This is a genomic window from Kluyvera sp. EC_51 (genome assembly GCF_019584505.1).
GTDB classification, from domain to species: Bacteria; Pseudomonadota; Gammaproteobacteria; order Enterobacterales; family Enterobacteriaceae; genus Kluyvera; species Kluyvera sichuanensis.
Map to the genome: position 1 here is coordinate 1 of NZ_VDAG01000027.1, position 16,594 is coordinate 16,594.

The window sequence follows — 16,594 nt, forward strand, 5'->3', positions numbered from 1 at the left end:
ATTGTCTGATAAATTGTTAAAGAGCAGTGCAACACGGCTTTCGCTCACTGTTGCGAGGTGGCGTATATTACGCTTTCCTCTTTCAGAGTCAAGCGTTTAATTTCGCTTTTCTCTGTTGAGATTCTCAGAAGAATCTCGCTGACCCGGCGGCTTGTTTGCCGTTGTTCCGTCTCAGTGGGGCCGCATTATAGGGAGTAATTGAGATCCCGCAAGCATAATTCTGAAAAAACTTTTCGTTCGCTCAATTTCCAGGCAATGCGCCGAATTAGCGCCCTATTTGCGCGAAAGTTGCGCGATTTCTTTGGCAAAACCGGCCACCTGCTCCCAGTCGGTATACACCACTTCTTTACTGGTATCCGTTTCACCGCCGGTCATCTTCATAATGAGGCGAATCATCACACGGTCAAACCAGCGGTAGCGAGGATATCTCAGTGCGCCCGCGAACACGCCACAGGCATCTGGCTGCCACGGAGAACGCAGCAGAAACTTGCGCGTGTAACTGTTGGTCTGCGGAGAACGCTTCTCTGGTTTACGCGCCACAAGGTTTACGGCGAAAAACGCACTCGGTATTGCCTGCAGCGCCGCAGTGTGTTTTTTTACAAAACGGTCGAGCGCAGGATGGAAATGACCGTAGCGAATTGAAGCACCAATCACTACCCGGTCATACAGCTGCCAATCGATACTTTCCGTACGGTTCAGGTTCACCATCGCGGTATCAATACCCTGCTCGCTCAGCTGCGAGCAGAGATAGGCTGCAATTTCACGCGTCTGCCCATCACGGGTAGAAAAGAGCATTAATGTTTTCAACGCTGACTCCTGTTATTCGCGCCAGAATGTTGGGGTAAACAACACCAGCAGCGTAAAGACTTCAAGACGACCAAACAGCATGTTCGCAATCAGGATCCACTTCGCCACTGGATTCATGCTGGCAAAGTTATCCGCCACCACGCCCAACCCAGGACCGAGGTTATTCAGCGTCGCCACGACGGAGGCGAACGCCGAGAAATCATCCACGCCGGTGGCGATGATCGCCAGCATGCTGATAATGAAAACCAGCGCATAGGCGGAGAAGAACCCCCATACCGCTTCGAGAATACGTTCCGGCAGCGCGCGGTTACCCAGCTTAATGCTGTAGACCGCATTCGGGTGAACAAGGCGCTTCAACTCACGGTTCCCCTGCTTGAACAGCAGCAGAATACGAATGACCTTCAAGCCACCGCCCGTTGAACCCGCACAGCCGCCGATGAAGGCCGAACATAAAAGAAGAACCGGCAGGAACAGCGGCCAGCGCGCAATGCTGTCGGTGGTGAAGCCCGCTGTCGTCGCCATCGAGACTACCTGGAAGAACGCCTGGTTCAGCGTCGTCACCGCCGAGCTATAGATGTCATGGAACCACAGCACCAGGGTACAGATAACCACCAACGTCAGCTGCACGCCAATAAACATGCGGAATTCCGGATCACGCCAGTACACCTTCAGGCTGCGCCCGCTTAATAAAGAGAAGTGCAGGCCGTAGTTACAGCCGGAGATCAGCAGGAAGATAGCAATAATGGTGTTGATGGTGGGACTATTAAAGAAACCAACGCTGGCATCATGAGTGGAGAAGCCGCCGATGGCGATGGTCGCAAAGCTGTGTCCAATCGCATCGAACGCGGGCATTCCGGCAAACCACAGCGCCAGCGCGCAGGCTACCGTCAGCAGCACATAGATAAGCCACAGCGTTTTCGCTGTTTCGGCAATTCGCGGGCGCATCTTATTGTCTTTCAGCGGCCCGGGCATTTCTGCTCGATATAGCTGCATCCCACCGACGCCAAGGATAGGCAGGATAGCTACCGCCAGCACAATGATCCCCATACCGCCGAACCACTGCAGCATCTGTCGATAGAAGAGGATAGCGTGAGGTAATGAATCCAGCCCCACCAGCGTAGTCGCCCCGGTGGTCGTTAAACCCGAGAACGATTCAAAGAACGCATCGGTAACCGTCAGGTTCGGCTGTTCGGAGAAGATAAACGGTAGCGCACCCACGCTGCCCAGCACCGTCCAGAACAGGACGACGATCAGAAAGCCCTCACGGGATTTCAGTTCACCCTTCTCCCGGCGGTTCGGCCACCACAGCAGCGAACCAATCACCAGCGCAACAAAAAAGGTTTGAGTAAATGCGCGCCCGGCGCCATCGCGGTAAATCAGAGCCACCAATCCCGGGAGGATCATTGTCCCCGAGAATAAGATGACCAGAAGTCCAACAATTCGAGTAATGGCACGAAAATGCATTTCCGGCGCGTCCTTTGATAATCAAAAAAGTCAGGAGGGGGATTATTCGTCAATCGCTAACAATTGCAATGAACCACGACTAAAATCCGCCAGTCTCGCGGAAAAATCATGCACTTTTGCCTGCGGAAGCGCGATACGGAGCTGAACCGACGCCTGATAATCGCTGGCAACAATCTGCCCGGCATATTGCCCAACCAACGATTCGATACCCGCGAGCTGCCCGTATTCACATAACAGAGTATATTCGGTTAACGGCGTTTTGATCTGCGTTGTCAGCAGATTGAGCGCCTGCTGTACGCCGCCACCGTAGGCTTTTACCAGCCCGCCAGTGCCTAACAAGATGCCGCCGTAGTAGCGAACCACTACGGCGGTAATTTCACCGACGCCGCTGCCCATCAGTTGAGCCAGCATCGGCTTACCGGCCGTTCCCGCCGGTTCACCATCGTCTGAGAAGCCAAGCTGCTGCGAGTCATCCGGCCTGCCCGCGACCCACGCCACGCAGTGGTGGCGGGCATCCGGGTGATCGGCGCGAACCGACTCAACGAACGCTTTCGCCGCCGCTACCCCGTCGGTATGCGCCAACAGGGTGATAAAACGGCTCTTCTTTATCTCTTCAACGAAGGTGACCGGCTCGGCCGGTATTCGCCAGCTTTCCATTACGCCAGTTTCAGGTCACGCGTCATGTTTTCGATATTGTTCTCGTGGATCACCACGTTATCTTCAATACGAATGCCGCCAAACGGCTTCAGCGCTTCAATTTTCTGCCAGTTGAAGTGCTTGCTGAACTGACCTTCACGCCACGGCGCGAGCAGTGACTCAATAAAGTAGATGCCCGGTTCGATGGTCAACACCATGCCCGGTTGCAGCACGCGAGTGCAGCGCAGGTACGGGTATTTAGACGGTGCGGCCAGATGCGTGCCGGTGTCATCCTGCATAAAGCCGGCAACGTCATGCACCTGCAGGCCCAGCGGGTGACCAATACCGTGCGGCATAAACGGCCCGGTCAGGTCATTGTCGACCATCGCTTCTTCGCTCATGTCGGTCACGATCTGATGCTTACGCAGCAGTTTGGCAATACGCTGATGGAACTGGATGTGGTAATCCACGTAGCTGGTGCCCGCCTTCATGGTGGCAATCAGCGCCAGCTGTTCAGTGTTCACATCTTTAATGAGCTGCGCAAAATCGTTGTCGCTGTGCGCCGCCCAGGTACGGGTGAGGTCAGCGGCATAACCGTTGTACTCTGCTCCAGCATCCAGCAGGAAACTGCGGATTTCCGACGGAGCACGGTGATCCAGCTTGGTGTAGTGCAGCACGGATGCATGCTCATTCAGCGCCACGATATTGCCGTAAGGCACATCGGTATCGCGATGACCGGTGGCTGTCAGGTAAGCCTGGTTAATATCAAACTCGCTCATGCCGGAACGGAAAGCTTCTTCCGCCGCACGATGGCCGTTCACCGCCATCTTCTGTGCTTCGCGCATACAGGCCAGCTCGTAATCGGTTTTATAGGCGCGATAGTAGTGCAGGTAGTCAATCACCCCTTTCGGGTTGATGTTGTTCGCGGCAATGCCTAAGCCCAGCGCACGCTCCGGAACCGGACCGATATAGCCAATGTTGCCGCGCGCAGCGGGCAGCTGGCTGCCAATGCCATCTGCTTTTGGCAGCGCAATGACTTCAACGTCTTCCGTCCAGAACGAGGTCGGCAGTGGCTCAACGTTGTGCCAGTAGTCCACCGGCAGATAGAACCACAGCTTAGGTTTGTTGACGCCATCTACCAGCAGCCAGCAGTTTGGTACCTGAGTAACCGGCACCCAGGCTTTGAACTGCGGGTTGACCTTGAATGGGTACGCGTGGTCATCCAGAAAAACATTCATCAGCTCGCCAGAGTGGATAAGCAGCGCATCAAGCTTGAAACGGTCGAGTGCGTTACGTGCCCGCTCTTGTAAGGTAACAATATGATTTTTATAGAGTGCGGCCAGTGATTCCATTATTTACCCTTCTGATTTTTTTACCCTTTAGTCACCGCATATTAGCACACCTCTCCCACCCTGCGTGATTTCCGCCGGACGTGATCCGACCAGCAAATATTTAAAGTCTTATTTGCATTTATTTAACACAAAATACACACTCCTGATTATCTGGTATGACCAGATCACTTTGCTGGATTCAGGAGACTGACATGCTCTACAAAGGCGACACCCTGTACCTCAACTGGCTGGAAGATGGCATTGCCGAACTGGTGTTCGATGCCCCTGGCTCAGTTAACAAATTAGATACCGCAACCGTAGCCAGCCTCGGCCAGGCGCTCGACGTCCTCGAAAAACAAAAAGAGCTGAAGGGGCTGCTGCTGCGCTCTGAAAAGGCGGCCTTTATTGTCGGCGCGGATATCACCGAATTCCTTTCGCTGTTCCTGGTGCCAGAAGAACAGTTCAGCCAGTGGCTGCACTTCGCCAACAGCGTCTTCAACCGTCTGGAAGATTTGCCGGTCCCCACCATTTCTGCCGTCAACGGCTATGCGCTGGGCGGCGGGTGCGAATGCGTGCTGGCCACTGACTACCGTCTGGCAACGCCAGATCTGCGTATCGGCCTGCCGGAAACCAAGCTGGGAATCATGCCAGGCTTCGGCGGCTCGGTTCGTATGCCTCGCCTGCTGGGTGCCGATAGCGCGCTGGAAATCATCGCCGCCGGTAAAGATGTCGGTGCCGATCAGGCGCTGAAGATTGGCCTGGTGGACGGTGTCGTTAAGCAGGAAAAACTGGTCGATGGCGCGCTGGCGGTACTGCGTCAGGCGATTAATGGCGACCTCGACTGGAAAGCCAAGCGTCAGCCGAAGCTTGAACCGCTGAAGCTCAGCAAGATTGAAGCCACCATGAGCTTCTCTATCGCCAAAGCGATGGTGATGCAAACGGCGGGCAAACACTACCCGGCGCCGATCACGGCGGTGAAAACGATTGAAGCCGCGGCGCGCTTTGGCCGTGAAGAAGCGCTCAATCTGGAAAACAAAAGCTTTGTTCCACTGGCCCACTCCAATGAGGCCCGTGCGCTGGTCGGTATTTTCCTCAACGACCAATACGTAAAAGGCCAGGCGAAGAAACTGACTAAACACATCGAACCGCCAAAACATGCCGCCGTACTCGGTGCGGGCATCATGGGTGGCGGGATCGCTTACCAGTCCGCCTGGAAAGGCGTGCCGGTGATTATGAAGGATATAAATGAAAAGTCGCTGACCCTCGGCATGACCGAAGCCAGCAAGCTGCTCAACAAACAGCTTGAGCGCGGCAAAATCAACGGTCTGAAGCTGGCAAGCGTGATTTCAACCATTCAGCCGACGCTGGAGTACACCGGTTTCGACCGTGTTGATGTGGTCGTTGAAGCCGTCGTGGAAAACCCGAAGGTGAAAAAAGCAGTACTGGCAGAAACCGAGCAGAAAGTACGCCCGGATACCGTGCTGGCTTCTAACACCTCGACCATTCCAATCGGTGAGCTGGCCGATGCGCTGGAGCGCCCGGAGAACTTCTGCGGCATGCACTTCTTCAACCCGGTGCACCGTATGCCGCTGGTCGAAATCATCCGCGGTAAGAAAACCTCAGAAAGCACCATTGCGAAAGTGGTCGCCTGGGCAAGCCAGATGGGCAAAACGCCTATCGTGGTGAACGACTGCCCTGGCTTCTTCGTTAACCGCGTGCTGTTCCCATACTTTGCCGGCTTCAGCCAATTGCTGCGCGACGGCGCGGACTTCCGCAAGGTTGATAAGGTAATGGAGAAACAGTTCGGTTGGCCAATGGGCCCAGCTTACCTGCTCGACGTAGTGGGTATTGATACCGCGCACCACGCACAGGCGGTCATGGCCGCCGGTTTCCCGCAGCGTATGCAGAAAGATTATCGCGACGCTATCGATGCGCTGTTCGAGGCAAGCCGTTACGGCCAGAAAAATGGCCTGGGCTTCTGGCGTTATAAAGAAGACAGCAAGGGCAAACCGAAGAAGGAAGAAGATTCAGCGGTCGATAGCCTGCTGGCAGACGTTAGCCAGCCGAAGCGCGATTTCAGCGACGACGAGATTATTGCCCGTATGATGATCCCGATGGTCAACGAAGTGGTGCGCTGCCTGGAAGAAGGTATCATCGCCAGCCCGGCAGAAGCCGATATGGCGCTGGTCTACGGCCTGGGCTTCCCTCCGTTCCACGGCGGCGCATTCCGCTGGCTGGATACGCTCGGCAGCGCGAAGTACCTCGATATGGCGCAGCAGTACCAGCACCTCGGCCCGTTGTATGAAGTCCCGGCCGGCCTGCGCGACAAAGCGCGCCATAACGACGCGTATTATCCACCGGTTGAGCCAGCCCGCCCGGCTGGTGAGCTGAAGACGGCTTAAGGAGTCACGATGGAACAGGTTGTTATTGTTGATGCAATTCGTACCCCGATGGGCCGCTCCAAAGGCGGTGCGTTCCGTAACGTGCGCGCTGAGGATCTCTCCGCGCACCTGATGCGTAGCCTGCTGGCGCGTAACCCCGCGCTGGAAGCGGCGGCCATTGACGACATCTACTGGGGCTGCGTACAGCAGACGCTGGAGCAGGGCTTTAACATCGCCCGTAACGCATCGCTGCTGGCGGAAATTCCCCATTCGGTCCCGGCAGTTACCGTGAACCGTCTGTGTGGTTCTTCCATGCAGGCGCTGCACGATGCGGCCCGTATGATCATGACCGGCGACGCACAGGTTTGTCTGGTAGGCGGCGTGGAACACATGGGCCACGTGCCGATGAGCCACGGCGTCGATTTCCATCCGGGCATGAGCCGTAACGTGGCGAAAGCCGCGGGTATGATGGGCCTGACGGCAGAAATGCTCTCCCGTATGCACGGTATTAGCCGTGAAATGCAGGATGCGTTTGCCGCCCGCTCCCATGCCCGCGCCTGGGCTGCAACACAATCAGGTGCCTTTAAGAATGAAATCATTCCGACCGGCGGCCATGACGCAGATGGCGTACTGAAGCAGTTTAACTATGACGAGGTGATTCGTCCGGAGACCACCGTTGAAGCGCTCTCCACGCTGAAACCGGCCTTCGACCCGGTGACGGGTACGGTAACCGCAGGCACCTCTTCCGCCCTCTCCGACGGCGCTTCCGCCATGCTGGTGATGAGCGAAAGCCGCGCTCGCGAGCTGGGCTTAACGCCACGCGCGCGTATTCGTTCGATGGCGGTGGTCGGCTGCGACCCGTCGATTATGGGTTACGGCCCGGTTCCGGCCTCGAAGCTGGCGCTGAAGAAAGCCGGTCTGACCGCGAACGATATTGACCTGTTTGAGATGAACGAAGCGTTTGCCGCACAGATCCTACCTTGCATTAAGGATCTGGGGCTGATGGAGCAGATCGACCAGAAGATCAACCTGAACGGCGGCGCGATCGCGCTGGGCCACCCGCTGGGGTGCTCCGGTACGCGTATCAGCACCACCCTGCTAAACCTGATGGAGCGCAAGGATGTCCAGTTTGGTCTGGCAACCATGTGCATCGGGTTAGGTCAGGGTATCGCGACGGTTATCGAGCGCGTATAAAAAACGCGCCCCGAAAGTCGGGGCGCGCAGTATATCGTTATTGTCGGCCAGGCCAGCGCAACGCCCCCGGCACCCATGCCAGAAAACAACGCACCGCGTTTTATCCAGCATGCAACCACAACAAAGTTTAGTTGCCGTTCTTCCCGCCTGTCAGGGGCGGGTTTTTTATTGCCTTTCAGATAAAGGCAAACGCATCGCCGAACAGACGATCTTCACGCGCCTGACGTTCGTTGCAGAACAGATCACGGGCAATTTTGGCCATTTCAAAACGACCGGCAATATAAATATCGTGGTTCGACAGCGTACCGTAATCCTGCAGCACCGCCGTCAGCACGGTACCAGAGCGCCCGCGCCAATCCTCTTCCGGTTGCTCAACGACCGGCACCACACGCAGATTCGGGTGATTCACCGACAGCGCTTCCAGCTCAGAGAGATCGTACAGATGCTTCTCTTCACGGCCGCCCCAGTAAATCGCCACTTCGCGGTTCGGGTTTTGCGCCAGTGCGGTCAGCAGGATAGAACGGACGTAAGAGAACCCGGTACCGCCAGCAATCAGCACTAACGGACGATCGTCTTCTTCACGCAGCCAGGCTTCGCCGTGCGGGATATCGACAACCACTTCACGTTCTTTGAGGATACGATCCATCACCGCCATGGCGTACAGATTCAGCTCTGACGCGCCAATATGCAGCTCAATAAACGCCTTTTCATCCGGCGTAGAGGCCATGGAGAACGGACGTTTGTCGCGCTCATCCATCACCACCATCAGGTACTGCCCGGCACGAAATGAGAAGTCAGCTTCGGGTACTAAACGAACGCGATATACCGTATCGGTAATGGCGTCCACCGAGGTCACTTTACAGCTTAAGGTTGTCATGCGCTCCCTCTGTCGGGTCTTTTCCTCATCACACTTCACGCTGCGGATGCGTTGTCCGCGGCGTGGAGGACTCAAAGGATATCATTATCATTTATCGTCGGAGAAAATGGCCAGCTCGTCCCAGATTTCATCAATACGCGCCGTAACGGCGGGATCTTTCCTGATAGGACGGCCCCATTCGCGCTGGGTTTCCCCAGGCCATTTATTGGTGGCATCCAGGCCCATTTTCGACCCCAGGCCAGAAACCGGCGAGGCGAAATCCAGATAATCAATCGGCGTGTTCTCGACCAGAACCGTATCCCGTGCGGGATCCATTCGGGTGGTAATCGCCCATATCACATCGTTCCAGTCGCGTGCGTTGACGTCATCATCGCAGACAATCACGAATTTTGTGTACATAAACTGGCGTAAAAACGACCATACGCCCATCATTACGCGTTTTGCATGCCCCGCATACTGTTTTTTCATGGTGACGACGGCCAGGCGATAGGAACACCCTTCCGGCGGCAGGTAGAAATCAACAATCTCCGGGAACTGTTTTTGCAGGATAGGCACGAAGACTTCGTTCAACGCCACGCCCAGCACCGCCGGCTCATCCGGTGGACGGCCGGTATAGGTGGAGTGATAAATAGCATCTTCACGCTGGGTAATATGCGTGACGGTAAAGACCGGGAAGCTATCCACTTCGTTGTAATAGCCGGTATGGTCGCCGTACGGGCCTTCCGGCGCCATCTCGCCAATCTCAATATACCCTTCAAGCACGATTTCCGCGCTGGCAGGCACTTCCAGATCGTTGGATATACACTTCACCACTTCCGTTTTGGTACCGCGCAGCAGGCCCGCGAAAGCATACTCGGAAAGCGTATCCGGCACCGGCGTCACCGCACCTAGAATGGTCGCCGGGTCGGCCCCAAGGGCAACGGATACGGGGAAGCGTTCACCCGGATGCGCCGCGCACCACTCCTGGAAATCCAGCGCGCCGCCGCGATGCGACAGCCAGCGCATAATCAGTTTGTTTTTGCCAATCACCTGCTGGCGATAGATACCCAGATTCTGCCGCTCTTTATGCGGGCCACGGGTCACCGTCAGACCCCAGGTGATCAGCGGTGCGGCATCTTCCGGCCAACAGGTCATCACCGGAATGCGGGACAAATCAACGTCGTCACCGGAGATAACTTTTTGCTGACAAGGGGCGCCACGCAGGCGTTTGGTCGGCATGTTCAGCACCTGCTTAAACTGCGGCAGTTTATCGAACAGATCGCGAAAACCTTTTGGCGGTTCAGGTTCTTTCAAAAAGGCTAAGAGTTTACCCACTTCACGCAGTGCGCTGACATCTTCCTGCCCCATCCCCATCGCAACGCGCTTGGGCGTACCGAACAGGTTGCAGAGCACCGGCATGTCATAACCTTTAGGATTTTCAAACAGCAGCGCGGGGCCACCGGCACGCAGCGTGCGGTCGGCAATTTCGGTAATTTCCAAATGGGGATCAACCGGGAGGCTAATGCGCTTTAATTCGCCCTGCTGTTCAAGTAATGTCAGAAAGTCGCGTAGGTCATGGTATTTCATGGGGTAATTCTTGGCCTCCTGGTAAGCGCCCTAGTATACGGCGAATGGTCCTGTGATGCTGTATTTTTGTTAAATTAGCGTAAATTTAAGCAGCGACATTCAACATCGCGCTTTAGCCCTACTTTTGTTATGCTTGCGCGCTAAACTTTGGGAAGAGTCATTATGCAAGCCTGGTATTTACTGTATTGCAAGCGTGGGCAGCTTCAGCGTGCTCAGGAACATCTGGAACGGCAGGCCGTCAATTGCCTGACGCCAATGATTACGCTTGAGAAAATGGTGCGCGGGAAGCGTACGTCGGTCAGTGAACCTCTATTCCCGAACTACCTGTTCGTCGAGTTTGATCCCGAAGTTATCCATACTACGACCATCAACGCCACTCGCGGCGTCAGCCACTTTGTTCGTTTTGGTACGCAGCCGGCGACGGTATCACCTGAGGTGATTCACCAGCTATCCATCTACCAACCTGACGATATTACCGACCCAGAAACGCCGTACCCAGGCGACAGCGTCGTCATTACCGAAGGGGCGTTCGAGGGACTTCAGGCTATCTTTTCCGAACCGGACGGAGAAGCGCGCTCCATGCTGCTGCTTAACCTGCTAAACAAACAAATTAAGCAGAGCGTCAAAAACACCGACTTCCGCAAAGCTTAAGCTAAAAGTGGATATTAAACAGCCGTCTGGCGTTATTGTCTGTGACGGCTTCCAGCCATTGCACCTCTTCACCCCGCCAACCGGCAACTCGTTCAAGAATATGCGTCACATAAGCCGGTTCATTGCGTCTTGATGCAGGCTTCGGGGTCATATCGCGCGGTAACAGATACGGCGCATCCGTCTCCAGCAGTAGCCTATCCGCCGGGATCATCGGCAGCAGCTCACGCAGCTCCAGCCCACGACGTTCATCACATACCCAGCCGGTAATACCAATCGACAATCCGCGATCGAGACACGCCTGCGCCTCATCCCGCGTTCCGGTAAAGCAGTGCAGCACAGCGCCAGGTAAATGGTCGAGCCACGGCTCCAGCAGGGTGAGAAAACGGTCATGCGCATCGCGGCAGTGCAGGAATACCGGCATTCCGAGCTCGGAAGCCATCGCCAGCTGTGCGGTAAACGCCGCTTCCTGTTCAGCCGGGGTAGAGAAGTTACGATTAAAATCGAGGCCACACTCGCCCACCGCCACTACCTCCGGCTTATTAACCAGCGTATAGATAGCCTCTGCCACTTCTGACGACCAGCTACTGGCGTCATGCGGATGTACACCGGCGGTGGACCAGCAGCAATCGAAGCGTTCAGCCAGCTGTTGCGCCGCTTTGCTTTCATGAAGGTTGGTGCCAGTTAACAGCATACCGTGTACACCGGCGGCGCGAGCGCGTGCCACCACGTCATCACGGTCGCGAGCAAACTGCGAACTGGTCAGATTGACCCCAATGTCAAACATCATCACTCCCATATGACAACCGCCCTGGCGGGCGGTTGGTGATTATTCTTCAGTTTGTTCTTCTTCCGCGTCTTCATCACGCGTGAGTCGCTTCCCAGCGTAGAAGCGAGAGAAGAAGACCCCCACCTCAAACAAACAGTACATCGGAATCGCCAGCAGCGTTTGCGAGAACACATCCGGCGGGGTCAGCAACATGCCAACAACGAATGCGCCAACCAGCACGTACGGACGCTTTTTGCGTAGATCGTCCGGCGTGGTCACGCCCACCCAGCACAGCAGCACGATCGCCACCGGCACCTCAAACGACACGCCGAACGCAATAAACAGCGACATGACGAAATCGAGGTAGCTTTTAATATCGGTCGAGACCAGCACCCCTTCCGGCGCGGTATGGGTCAGGAAGCCAAATGCCAGCGGGAACACCACAAAGTAGGCGAACGCCATGCCGATATAGAACAGCAGCGTACTGGAGACCAGCAGCGGTACCACCAGACGGCGCTCATGCTTGTACAGCGCAGGCGCAACGAACGCCCATACCTGGTAGAGAATGACCGGTGCGGAAAGGATCAGCGAGACCATAAAGGTCAGCTTAATCGGCGTGAAGAACGGTGACGCCACGTCGGTGGCAATCATCGTCGCGCCAGCCGGCATCTGTTTGATCAGCGGGGCGGAGACCATCTGATAGATGTCATTGGCGAAGTAGACTAACGCCAGGAAAATCACGATGACCGCAATGATGCAGTTGAGCAGGCGTTTACGTAGCTCAATCAAATGAGCGATCAGCGGTTGAGTATCTTCTACGCTCATATTTACGGTTTATCACTCGATGCGGGGGATGAATCAGGAACAACGGCCGCAGGGGCTTTTTCTTTCTCTGCTGGCTTTACTGCCTCGGCGTCAGGCGCGGGCGCCTCAGCGGACGGCGCTTTAGGCTCATCGACGTGTGGCTCAGCCACTTCAGGCTGCGCAGCGTCCTTCTCCTTCACCACCGGATTATGGATGGTATTGGCCTCGTCGCTCGCCTTTTCAGGATCGTGCGCCGTGTAAGAACGCTTCATCGACTCTGCCGCTTCACGCAGCTCATCCATAGAGGCCTTCAGTTCTGGCGTCAGGTTATCCAGACTCGCTTTCTCCACTTTTTTCAGGCTGTCCTGAAATTCCTGGAGTTTAAGCTCCTGCGTCAGCTCGTTTTGTACGGTTGTCGCCAGAGAGCGCAGCGCGCGTATCCAGCCAACAACCGTCTTCACTGCTACCGGCAAGCGTTTTGGCCCCAGCACAACGAGGCCAATAATAAACACCAGCAGCAGTTCACTGAAACCAATATCAAACACGAATTACACCTGCTCGTTGTCGTGGCGTTTCGCTTCGTCTTTCTTTGCACTTTCCTGCTTATCAGTGATTGATTTTGCAGTGAAATCTGCATCCTGGTCCGCTTTGTTTTTGGTGTCGTCCTCATCGCTCATGGCTTTCTTAAAGCCTTTGATAGACGAACCTAAGTCGGATCCCAGTGAGCTCAGCTTTTTAGTCCCGAAAAGCAGAACCACAATAACGACGATAATCAGCAACTGCCAAATACTAATACCACCCATACATATCCCTCTGATATGCACTTCATCCTTCAAGCCGCCTCTGCGTTGGCTGCGTTCGTTCACCCCAGTCACTTACTGATGTAAGCTCCAGGGGATTCACTCACTTGCCGCCTTGACGCAGCTTGAATGATTTTGTGCATAGATGATGAAATAATCAGCGCGCATTATACGTTATGCAGCGCCCTCTTAGCGACGCATAATTCAGCGCGTCTTCCGCCACCCGACGAGCCATACCACCAGCCCTCCGGCCATAAGCCATGCGGGTGTCAGGCCCCATTCCGGGCGATTCACTAACAATACTGTACCGCTCAGGAGTAAAACCGCGCCTATACCAAAGAGATAACGCGATTGACCCTGACGGGTGTGATGCGTTGTCAGATTCTGCGAGAGTTTCTCAAGGCTCGCCTGAACCTGCTTGCTCTGCCGAAGGCTGTCATACACCAGCTCCGGCAGTTCCGGCATCTTTTCAATCCAGAACGGCGCTTTGTCCTTCAGGGCGCGAACCAGCGCCGGAATACCGACCTGGTCTTTCAGCCATGACTCAAGGAAAGGCTTTGCCGTCTTCCATAAATCTAACTGAGGATAGAGCTGACGTCCTACCCCTTCTACGTAAAGTAATGTCTTTTGTAGCAACACCAGCTGTGGCTGGACTTCCATATTGAAGCGTCGGGCGGTGTTAAACAGGTTCAGCAGCACGTGACCGAAAGAGATCTCCGCCAGCGGCTTTTCAAAAATCGGCTCGCAAACGGTGCGGATAGCAAACTCAAACTCTTCCACATTGGTGTCCGCCGGAACCCAGCCGGAATCGACGTGCAGTTCGGCAACTTTACGGTAGTCGCGGTTGAAGAAGGCGATAAAGTTTTCCGCCAGATAGCGTTTATCGTCCTTGTTAAGCGAGCCAACGATGCCACAGTCGATGCCGATGTACTGCGGGTCTTCCGGGTGTTCATAGCTGACGAAAATATTCCCCGGGTGCATGTCCGCGTGGAAGAAGCTGTCGCGGAATACCTGGGTGAAGAAGACCTGCACGCCGCGTTCGGCCAGTAGCTTCATATTGGTATTCTGCTTTTCCAGCGTCTCTACGTCAGAGACCGGAATACCGTAGATGCGCTCCATCACCAGCATGTCAACGCGGCAGTAGTCTGAATAGACCTCCGGCACGTACAGCATCGGGCTGTTTTCGAAGTTGCGGCGCAGTTGAATGGCGTTCGCCGCTTCGCGCAGCAGGTTCAGTTCGTCGATCAGCGTCTTTTCATAGTCACGCACCACTTCCAGCGGGCGCAGGCGACGACCGTCCGGCAGCAGGCGGGGTACCCAGCGCGCCAGGCGATAGATAAGCTTCATGTCCGCTTTGATAATCGGCAGAATGTCCGGGCGGATAACCTTAATGACGACCTCTTTGCCGTTCTCTTTCAGGCGAGCAGTGTGCACCTGGGCAATGGAGGCTGAAGCCAGCGGCTCAATGCTAAAATCATCAAACCAGCTTTCAACGGGGATATCGCCCATCGATTTTTCAATCTGCTGCTTTGCCAGCTTGCCGTCAAACGGCGCCACGCGGTCCTGCAGCATAATGAGCTGATCGGCAATTTGCGGGGGGAAAAGGTCACGACGGGTAGAGAGCATCTGCCCAAACTTGATCCATACCGGGCCAAGCTCCTGCAACGCTAAGCGCAGACGTTCACCTAGCGACTTTTCCTTGTGGCGATTTGGCATCCAGAACAACAGCCGACGCCCAATTCGCAGCGGCAGCGTGATACGCATTTTGGGAATGAGCTCATCAAGCCCGTAACTCAAAAAGGTGCGGATGATAAAATACAGGCGCCGTAATTCTCCTGGCGTCATTTCCCCTCCAGTTTTTCCAACCGTTTCGTCAGCGCGGCAACATCACGCTCAACGGCCGTTGTTTCTTCCGCAAACCAGGCCACTTCCAGCGCGCCGGGTGCCAGTCGCCACTCTTCCGTCAGGGTCTCCGCCACATAGCGCTGCTGGCGCGCCAGCCCGTGCTGTATGAACTTCGCCCCACCACGCAGCGCTTTGCTGATCCCCTCTGCCGCCACATCGCCGGTATAGGGTGCCAGCAATTCTGCGGGAGAGAACTCTGCCAGGTCCGCTAGCGACACCAGGTTTTGCACGACCTGAAGATCGCCCTGCACTTCCAGGTCGTTATTGCGGATGAGTGCCGTCAGTTGCTGACGGTTGCGTAATTGAGGCAGCACGCTGGCGCGGGTGATGACGGTGCAATCCGCCTCGTCGTCCCACGCGCCGACCACGTCAACCTGACGCTCGCTAAATATCAGCACCAGCGGAGAAGAAAACTCTTTCAGCTCAATGCGTAATACTTTCCCGATAAGACGCTGACGGGCAGGTTTCAACGCTTTCTCACGCCATAACAGCGCGTTAATCGCGGTTTCGATACTGCCGGTCACTAAGGGTTTTAAAGGCATATGGCCCCCGCTTATCAGAATTTATAGCCGCGATGCAGCGCGACAATCCCTGCCGTCAGGTTGAAGTACTCAACGTTTTCCAACCCAGCGTTCTGCATCATCTCTTTCAGGGTGTCCTGATCGGGGTGCATACGAATAGATTCCGCCAGATAGCGGTAGCTTTCGGCGTCGTTTGCCACCATTTCGCCAATACGCGGCAGGATGTGGAACGAGTAGGCATCGTAAGCTTTACTCAGCGGGTCGATAACCGGCTTGGAGAACTCCAGCACCAGCAGGCGTCCGCCCGGCTTCAGTACGCGATACATCGAGCGCAGCGCTTTGTCTTTGTCGGTGACGTTACGCAGGCCAAAGGAGATGGTGATGCAGTCGAAGGTGTTATCCGGGAACGGCAGCGCTTCAGCGTTTGCCTGCACGTACTCCACGTTACCCACCACGCCGATGTTACGCAGCTTTTCACGGCCCATTTTGAGCATCGAGTCGTTAATATCGGCCAGCACCACGCGGCCGGTTTCACCGACCATACGCGAGAATTTTGCCGTCAGGTCACCGGTGCCGCCCGCCAGATCGAGGACCGTCTGTCCACGGCGCACGCCGCTGCAATCAATGGTAAAACGCTTCCAGAGACGATGGATACCGAATGACATCAGATCATTCATCACATCGTATTTTGCGGCGACAGAATGGAAGACATGCGCCACCATGTTTTCTTTCTGTGATTTGGCGATTGTTTGAAAGCCAAAGTGCGTCGTTTCTTGTGAATCCTCAACCATCTCTATGCCTGCTTATCAAGAAAATGTTCATGGAGTGTAACAGATTGGACGCAATTGCCCTACGATTCCACCCCGTTACCAAACCCGTGCGGCGAGCGTT

At 55.4% G+C, this 16,594-nt stretch carries 16 protein-coding genes; 3 read left to right on the forward strand and 13 right to left on the reverse strand.

Translation table 11 applies throughout. The features are described from left to right. Positions 1 to 273 precede the first annotated feature (273 nt). From hemG to pepQ, 4 genes are read right to left on the reverse strand one after another with little or no spacing between them, the layout of a single operon-like run. Positions 274 to 807 carry a menaquinone-dependent protoporphyrinogen IX dehydrogenase gene (hemG, locus tag FHC49_RS07440; protein WP_185669735.1) on the reverse strand — a complete coding sequence of 178 codons (534 nt, stop codon included), beginning with the start codon at positions 805 to 807 and terminating at the stop codon, positions 274 to 276. 12 nt (positions 808 to 819) lie between these two features. After that, the gene (gene trkH, locus FHC49_RS07445) at positions 820 to 2,271 is read right to left on the reverse strand and encodes a Trk system potassium transporter TrkH (protein ID WP_185669736.1); all 1,452 of its coding nucleotides are present in this window, start codon (positions 2,269 to 2,271) and stop codon (positions 820 to 822) included. A 42-nt stretch (positions 2,272 to 2,313) separates the two neighbouring features. Next, complete coding sequence (locus FHC49_RS07450) at positions 2,314 to 2,928, reverse strand: IMPACT family protein (protein ID WP_220439433.1); 615 nt, start codon at positions 2,926 to 2,928, stop codon at positions 2,314 to 2,316. Continuing rightward, the gene (gene pepQ / locus FHC49_RS07455) at positions 2,928 to 4,259 is read right to left on the reverse strand and encodes a Xaa-Pro dipeptidase (protein ID WP_185669738.1); all 1,332 of its coding nucleotides are present in this window, start codon (positions 4,257 to 4,259) and stop codon (positions 2,928 to 2,930) included. The genes FHC49_RS07450 and pepQ overlap by 1 nt, the downstream gene beginning before the upstream one ends. A 191-nt stretch (positions 4,260 to 4,450) precedes the next feature. Here pepQ and fadB point away from each other — a divergent pair, with 191 nt between their 5' ends. Then, positions 4,451 to 6,640, forward strand: coding sequence for a fatty acid oxidation complex subunit alpha FadB (gene fadB / locus FHC49_RS07460; RefSeq protein ID WP_220439434.1), 2,190 nt, complete (start codon positions 4,451 to 4,453; stop codon positions 6,638 to 6,640). 9 nt (positions 6,641 to 6,649) lie between these two features. Further along, positions 6,650 to 7,813, forward strand: a complete 1,164-nt coding sequence (fadA, locus tag FHC49_RS07465; RefSeq protein ID WP_035894432.1) for an acetyl-CoA C-acyltransferase FadA — start codon at positions 6,650 to 6,652, stop codon at positions 7,811 to 7,813. A 175-nt stretch (positions 7,814 to 7,988) separates the two neighbouring features. Here the strand turns inward: fadA and fre are convergent, their stop codons facing one another. Next, positions 7,989 to 8,690, reverse strand: a complete 702-nt coding sequence (gene fre, locus FHC49_RS07470) for an NAD(P)H-flavin reductase (RefSeq protein WP_185669741.1) — start codon at positions 8,688 to 8,690, stop codon at positions 7,989 to 7,991. An 87-nt stretch (positions 8,691 to 8,777) separates the two neighbouring features. Next, positions 8,778 to 10,256: a 4-hydroxy-3-polyprenylbenzoate decarboxylase gene (gene ubiD, locus FHC49_RS07475; RefSeq protein ID WP_220439435.1), complete on the reverse strand. Its 1,479-nt coding sequence runs from the start codon at positions 10,254 to 10,256 to the stop codon at positions 8,778 to 8,780. A 162-nt stretch (positions 10,257 to 10,418) separates the two neighbouring features. Here ubiD and rfaH point away from each other — a divergent pair, with 162 nt between their 5' ends. Next, positions 10,419 to 10,907 carry a transcription/translation regulatory transformer protein RfaH gene (gene rfaH / locus FHC49_RS07480; RefSeq protein WP_185669743.1) on the forward strand — a complete coding sequence of 163 codons (489 nt, stop codon included), beginning with the start codon at positions 10,419 to 10,421 and terminating at the stop codon, positions 10,905 to 10,907. 1 nt (position 10,908) lies between these two features. Here rfaH and tatD read toward each other — a convergent pair whose 3' ends face one another. The 7 genes from tatD to ubiE form a co-directional block, all read right to left on the reverse strand. Then, a complete protein-coding gene (gene tatD, locus FHC49_RS07485) occupies positions 10,909 to 11,703 on the reverse strand; it encodes a 3'-5' ssDNA/RNA exonuclease TatD (protein WP_185669744.1) in 795 nt (264 codons plus the stop codon). A 30-nt stretch (positions 11,704 to 11,733) separates the two neighbouring features. Further along, positions 11,734 to 12,498 (reverse strand): Sec-independent protein translocase subunit TatC, encoded by a 765-nt coding sequence (tatC, locus tag FHC49_RS07490; protein ID WP_185669745.1) that lies wholly within the window; start codon positions 12,496 to 12,498, stop codon positions 11,734 to 11,736. Between the two features lie 2 nt (positions 12,499 to 12,500). After that, a complete protein-coding gene (gene tatB, locus FHC49_RS07495; RefSeq protein WP_185669746.1) occupies positions 12,501 to 13,022 on the reverse strand; it encodes a Sec-independent protein translocase protein TatB in 522 nt (173 codons plus the stop codon). A 3-nt stretch (positions 13,023 to 13,025) separates the two neighbouring features. Then, positions 13,026 to 13,280: a Sec-independent protein translocase subunit TatA gene (gene tatA / locus FHC49_RS07500; protein ID WP_035894425.1), complete on the reverse strand. Its 255-nt coding sequence runs from the start codon at positions 13,278 to 13,280 to the stop codon at positions 13,026 to 13,028. 201 nt (positions 13,281 to 13,481) lie between these two features. Further along, entirely contained in the window at positions 13,482 to 15,122 is a 1,641-nt protein-coding gene (ubiB, locus tag FHC49_RS07505) for a ubiquinone biosynthesis regulatory protein kinase UbiB (protein WP_185669747.1), read from the reverse strand. Beyond that, entirely contained in the window at positions 15,119 to 15,724 is a 606-nt protein-coding gene (locus FHC49_RS07510; RefSeq protein ID WP_185669748.1) for an SCP2 domain-containing protein, read from the reverse strand. Before FHC49_RS07510 ends, ubiB begins: the two co-directional genes overlap by 4 nt. 14 nt (positions 15,725 to 15,738) lie before the next feature. Next, positions 15,739 to 16,494, reverse strand: a complete 756-nt coding sequence (gene ubiE, locus FHC49_RS07515; RefSeq protein ID WP_185669749.1) for a bifunctional demethylmenaquinone methyltransferase/2-methoxy-6-polyprenyl-1,4-benzoquinol methylase UbiE — start codon at positions 16,492 to 16,494, stop codon at positions 15,739 to 15,741. Positions 16,495 to 16,594 lie beyond the last annotated feature (100 nt).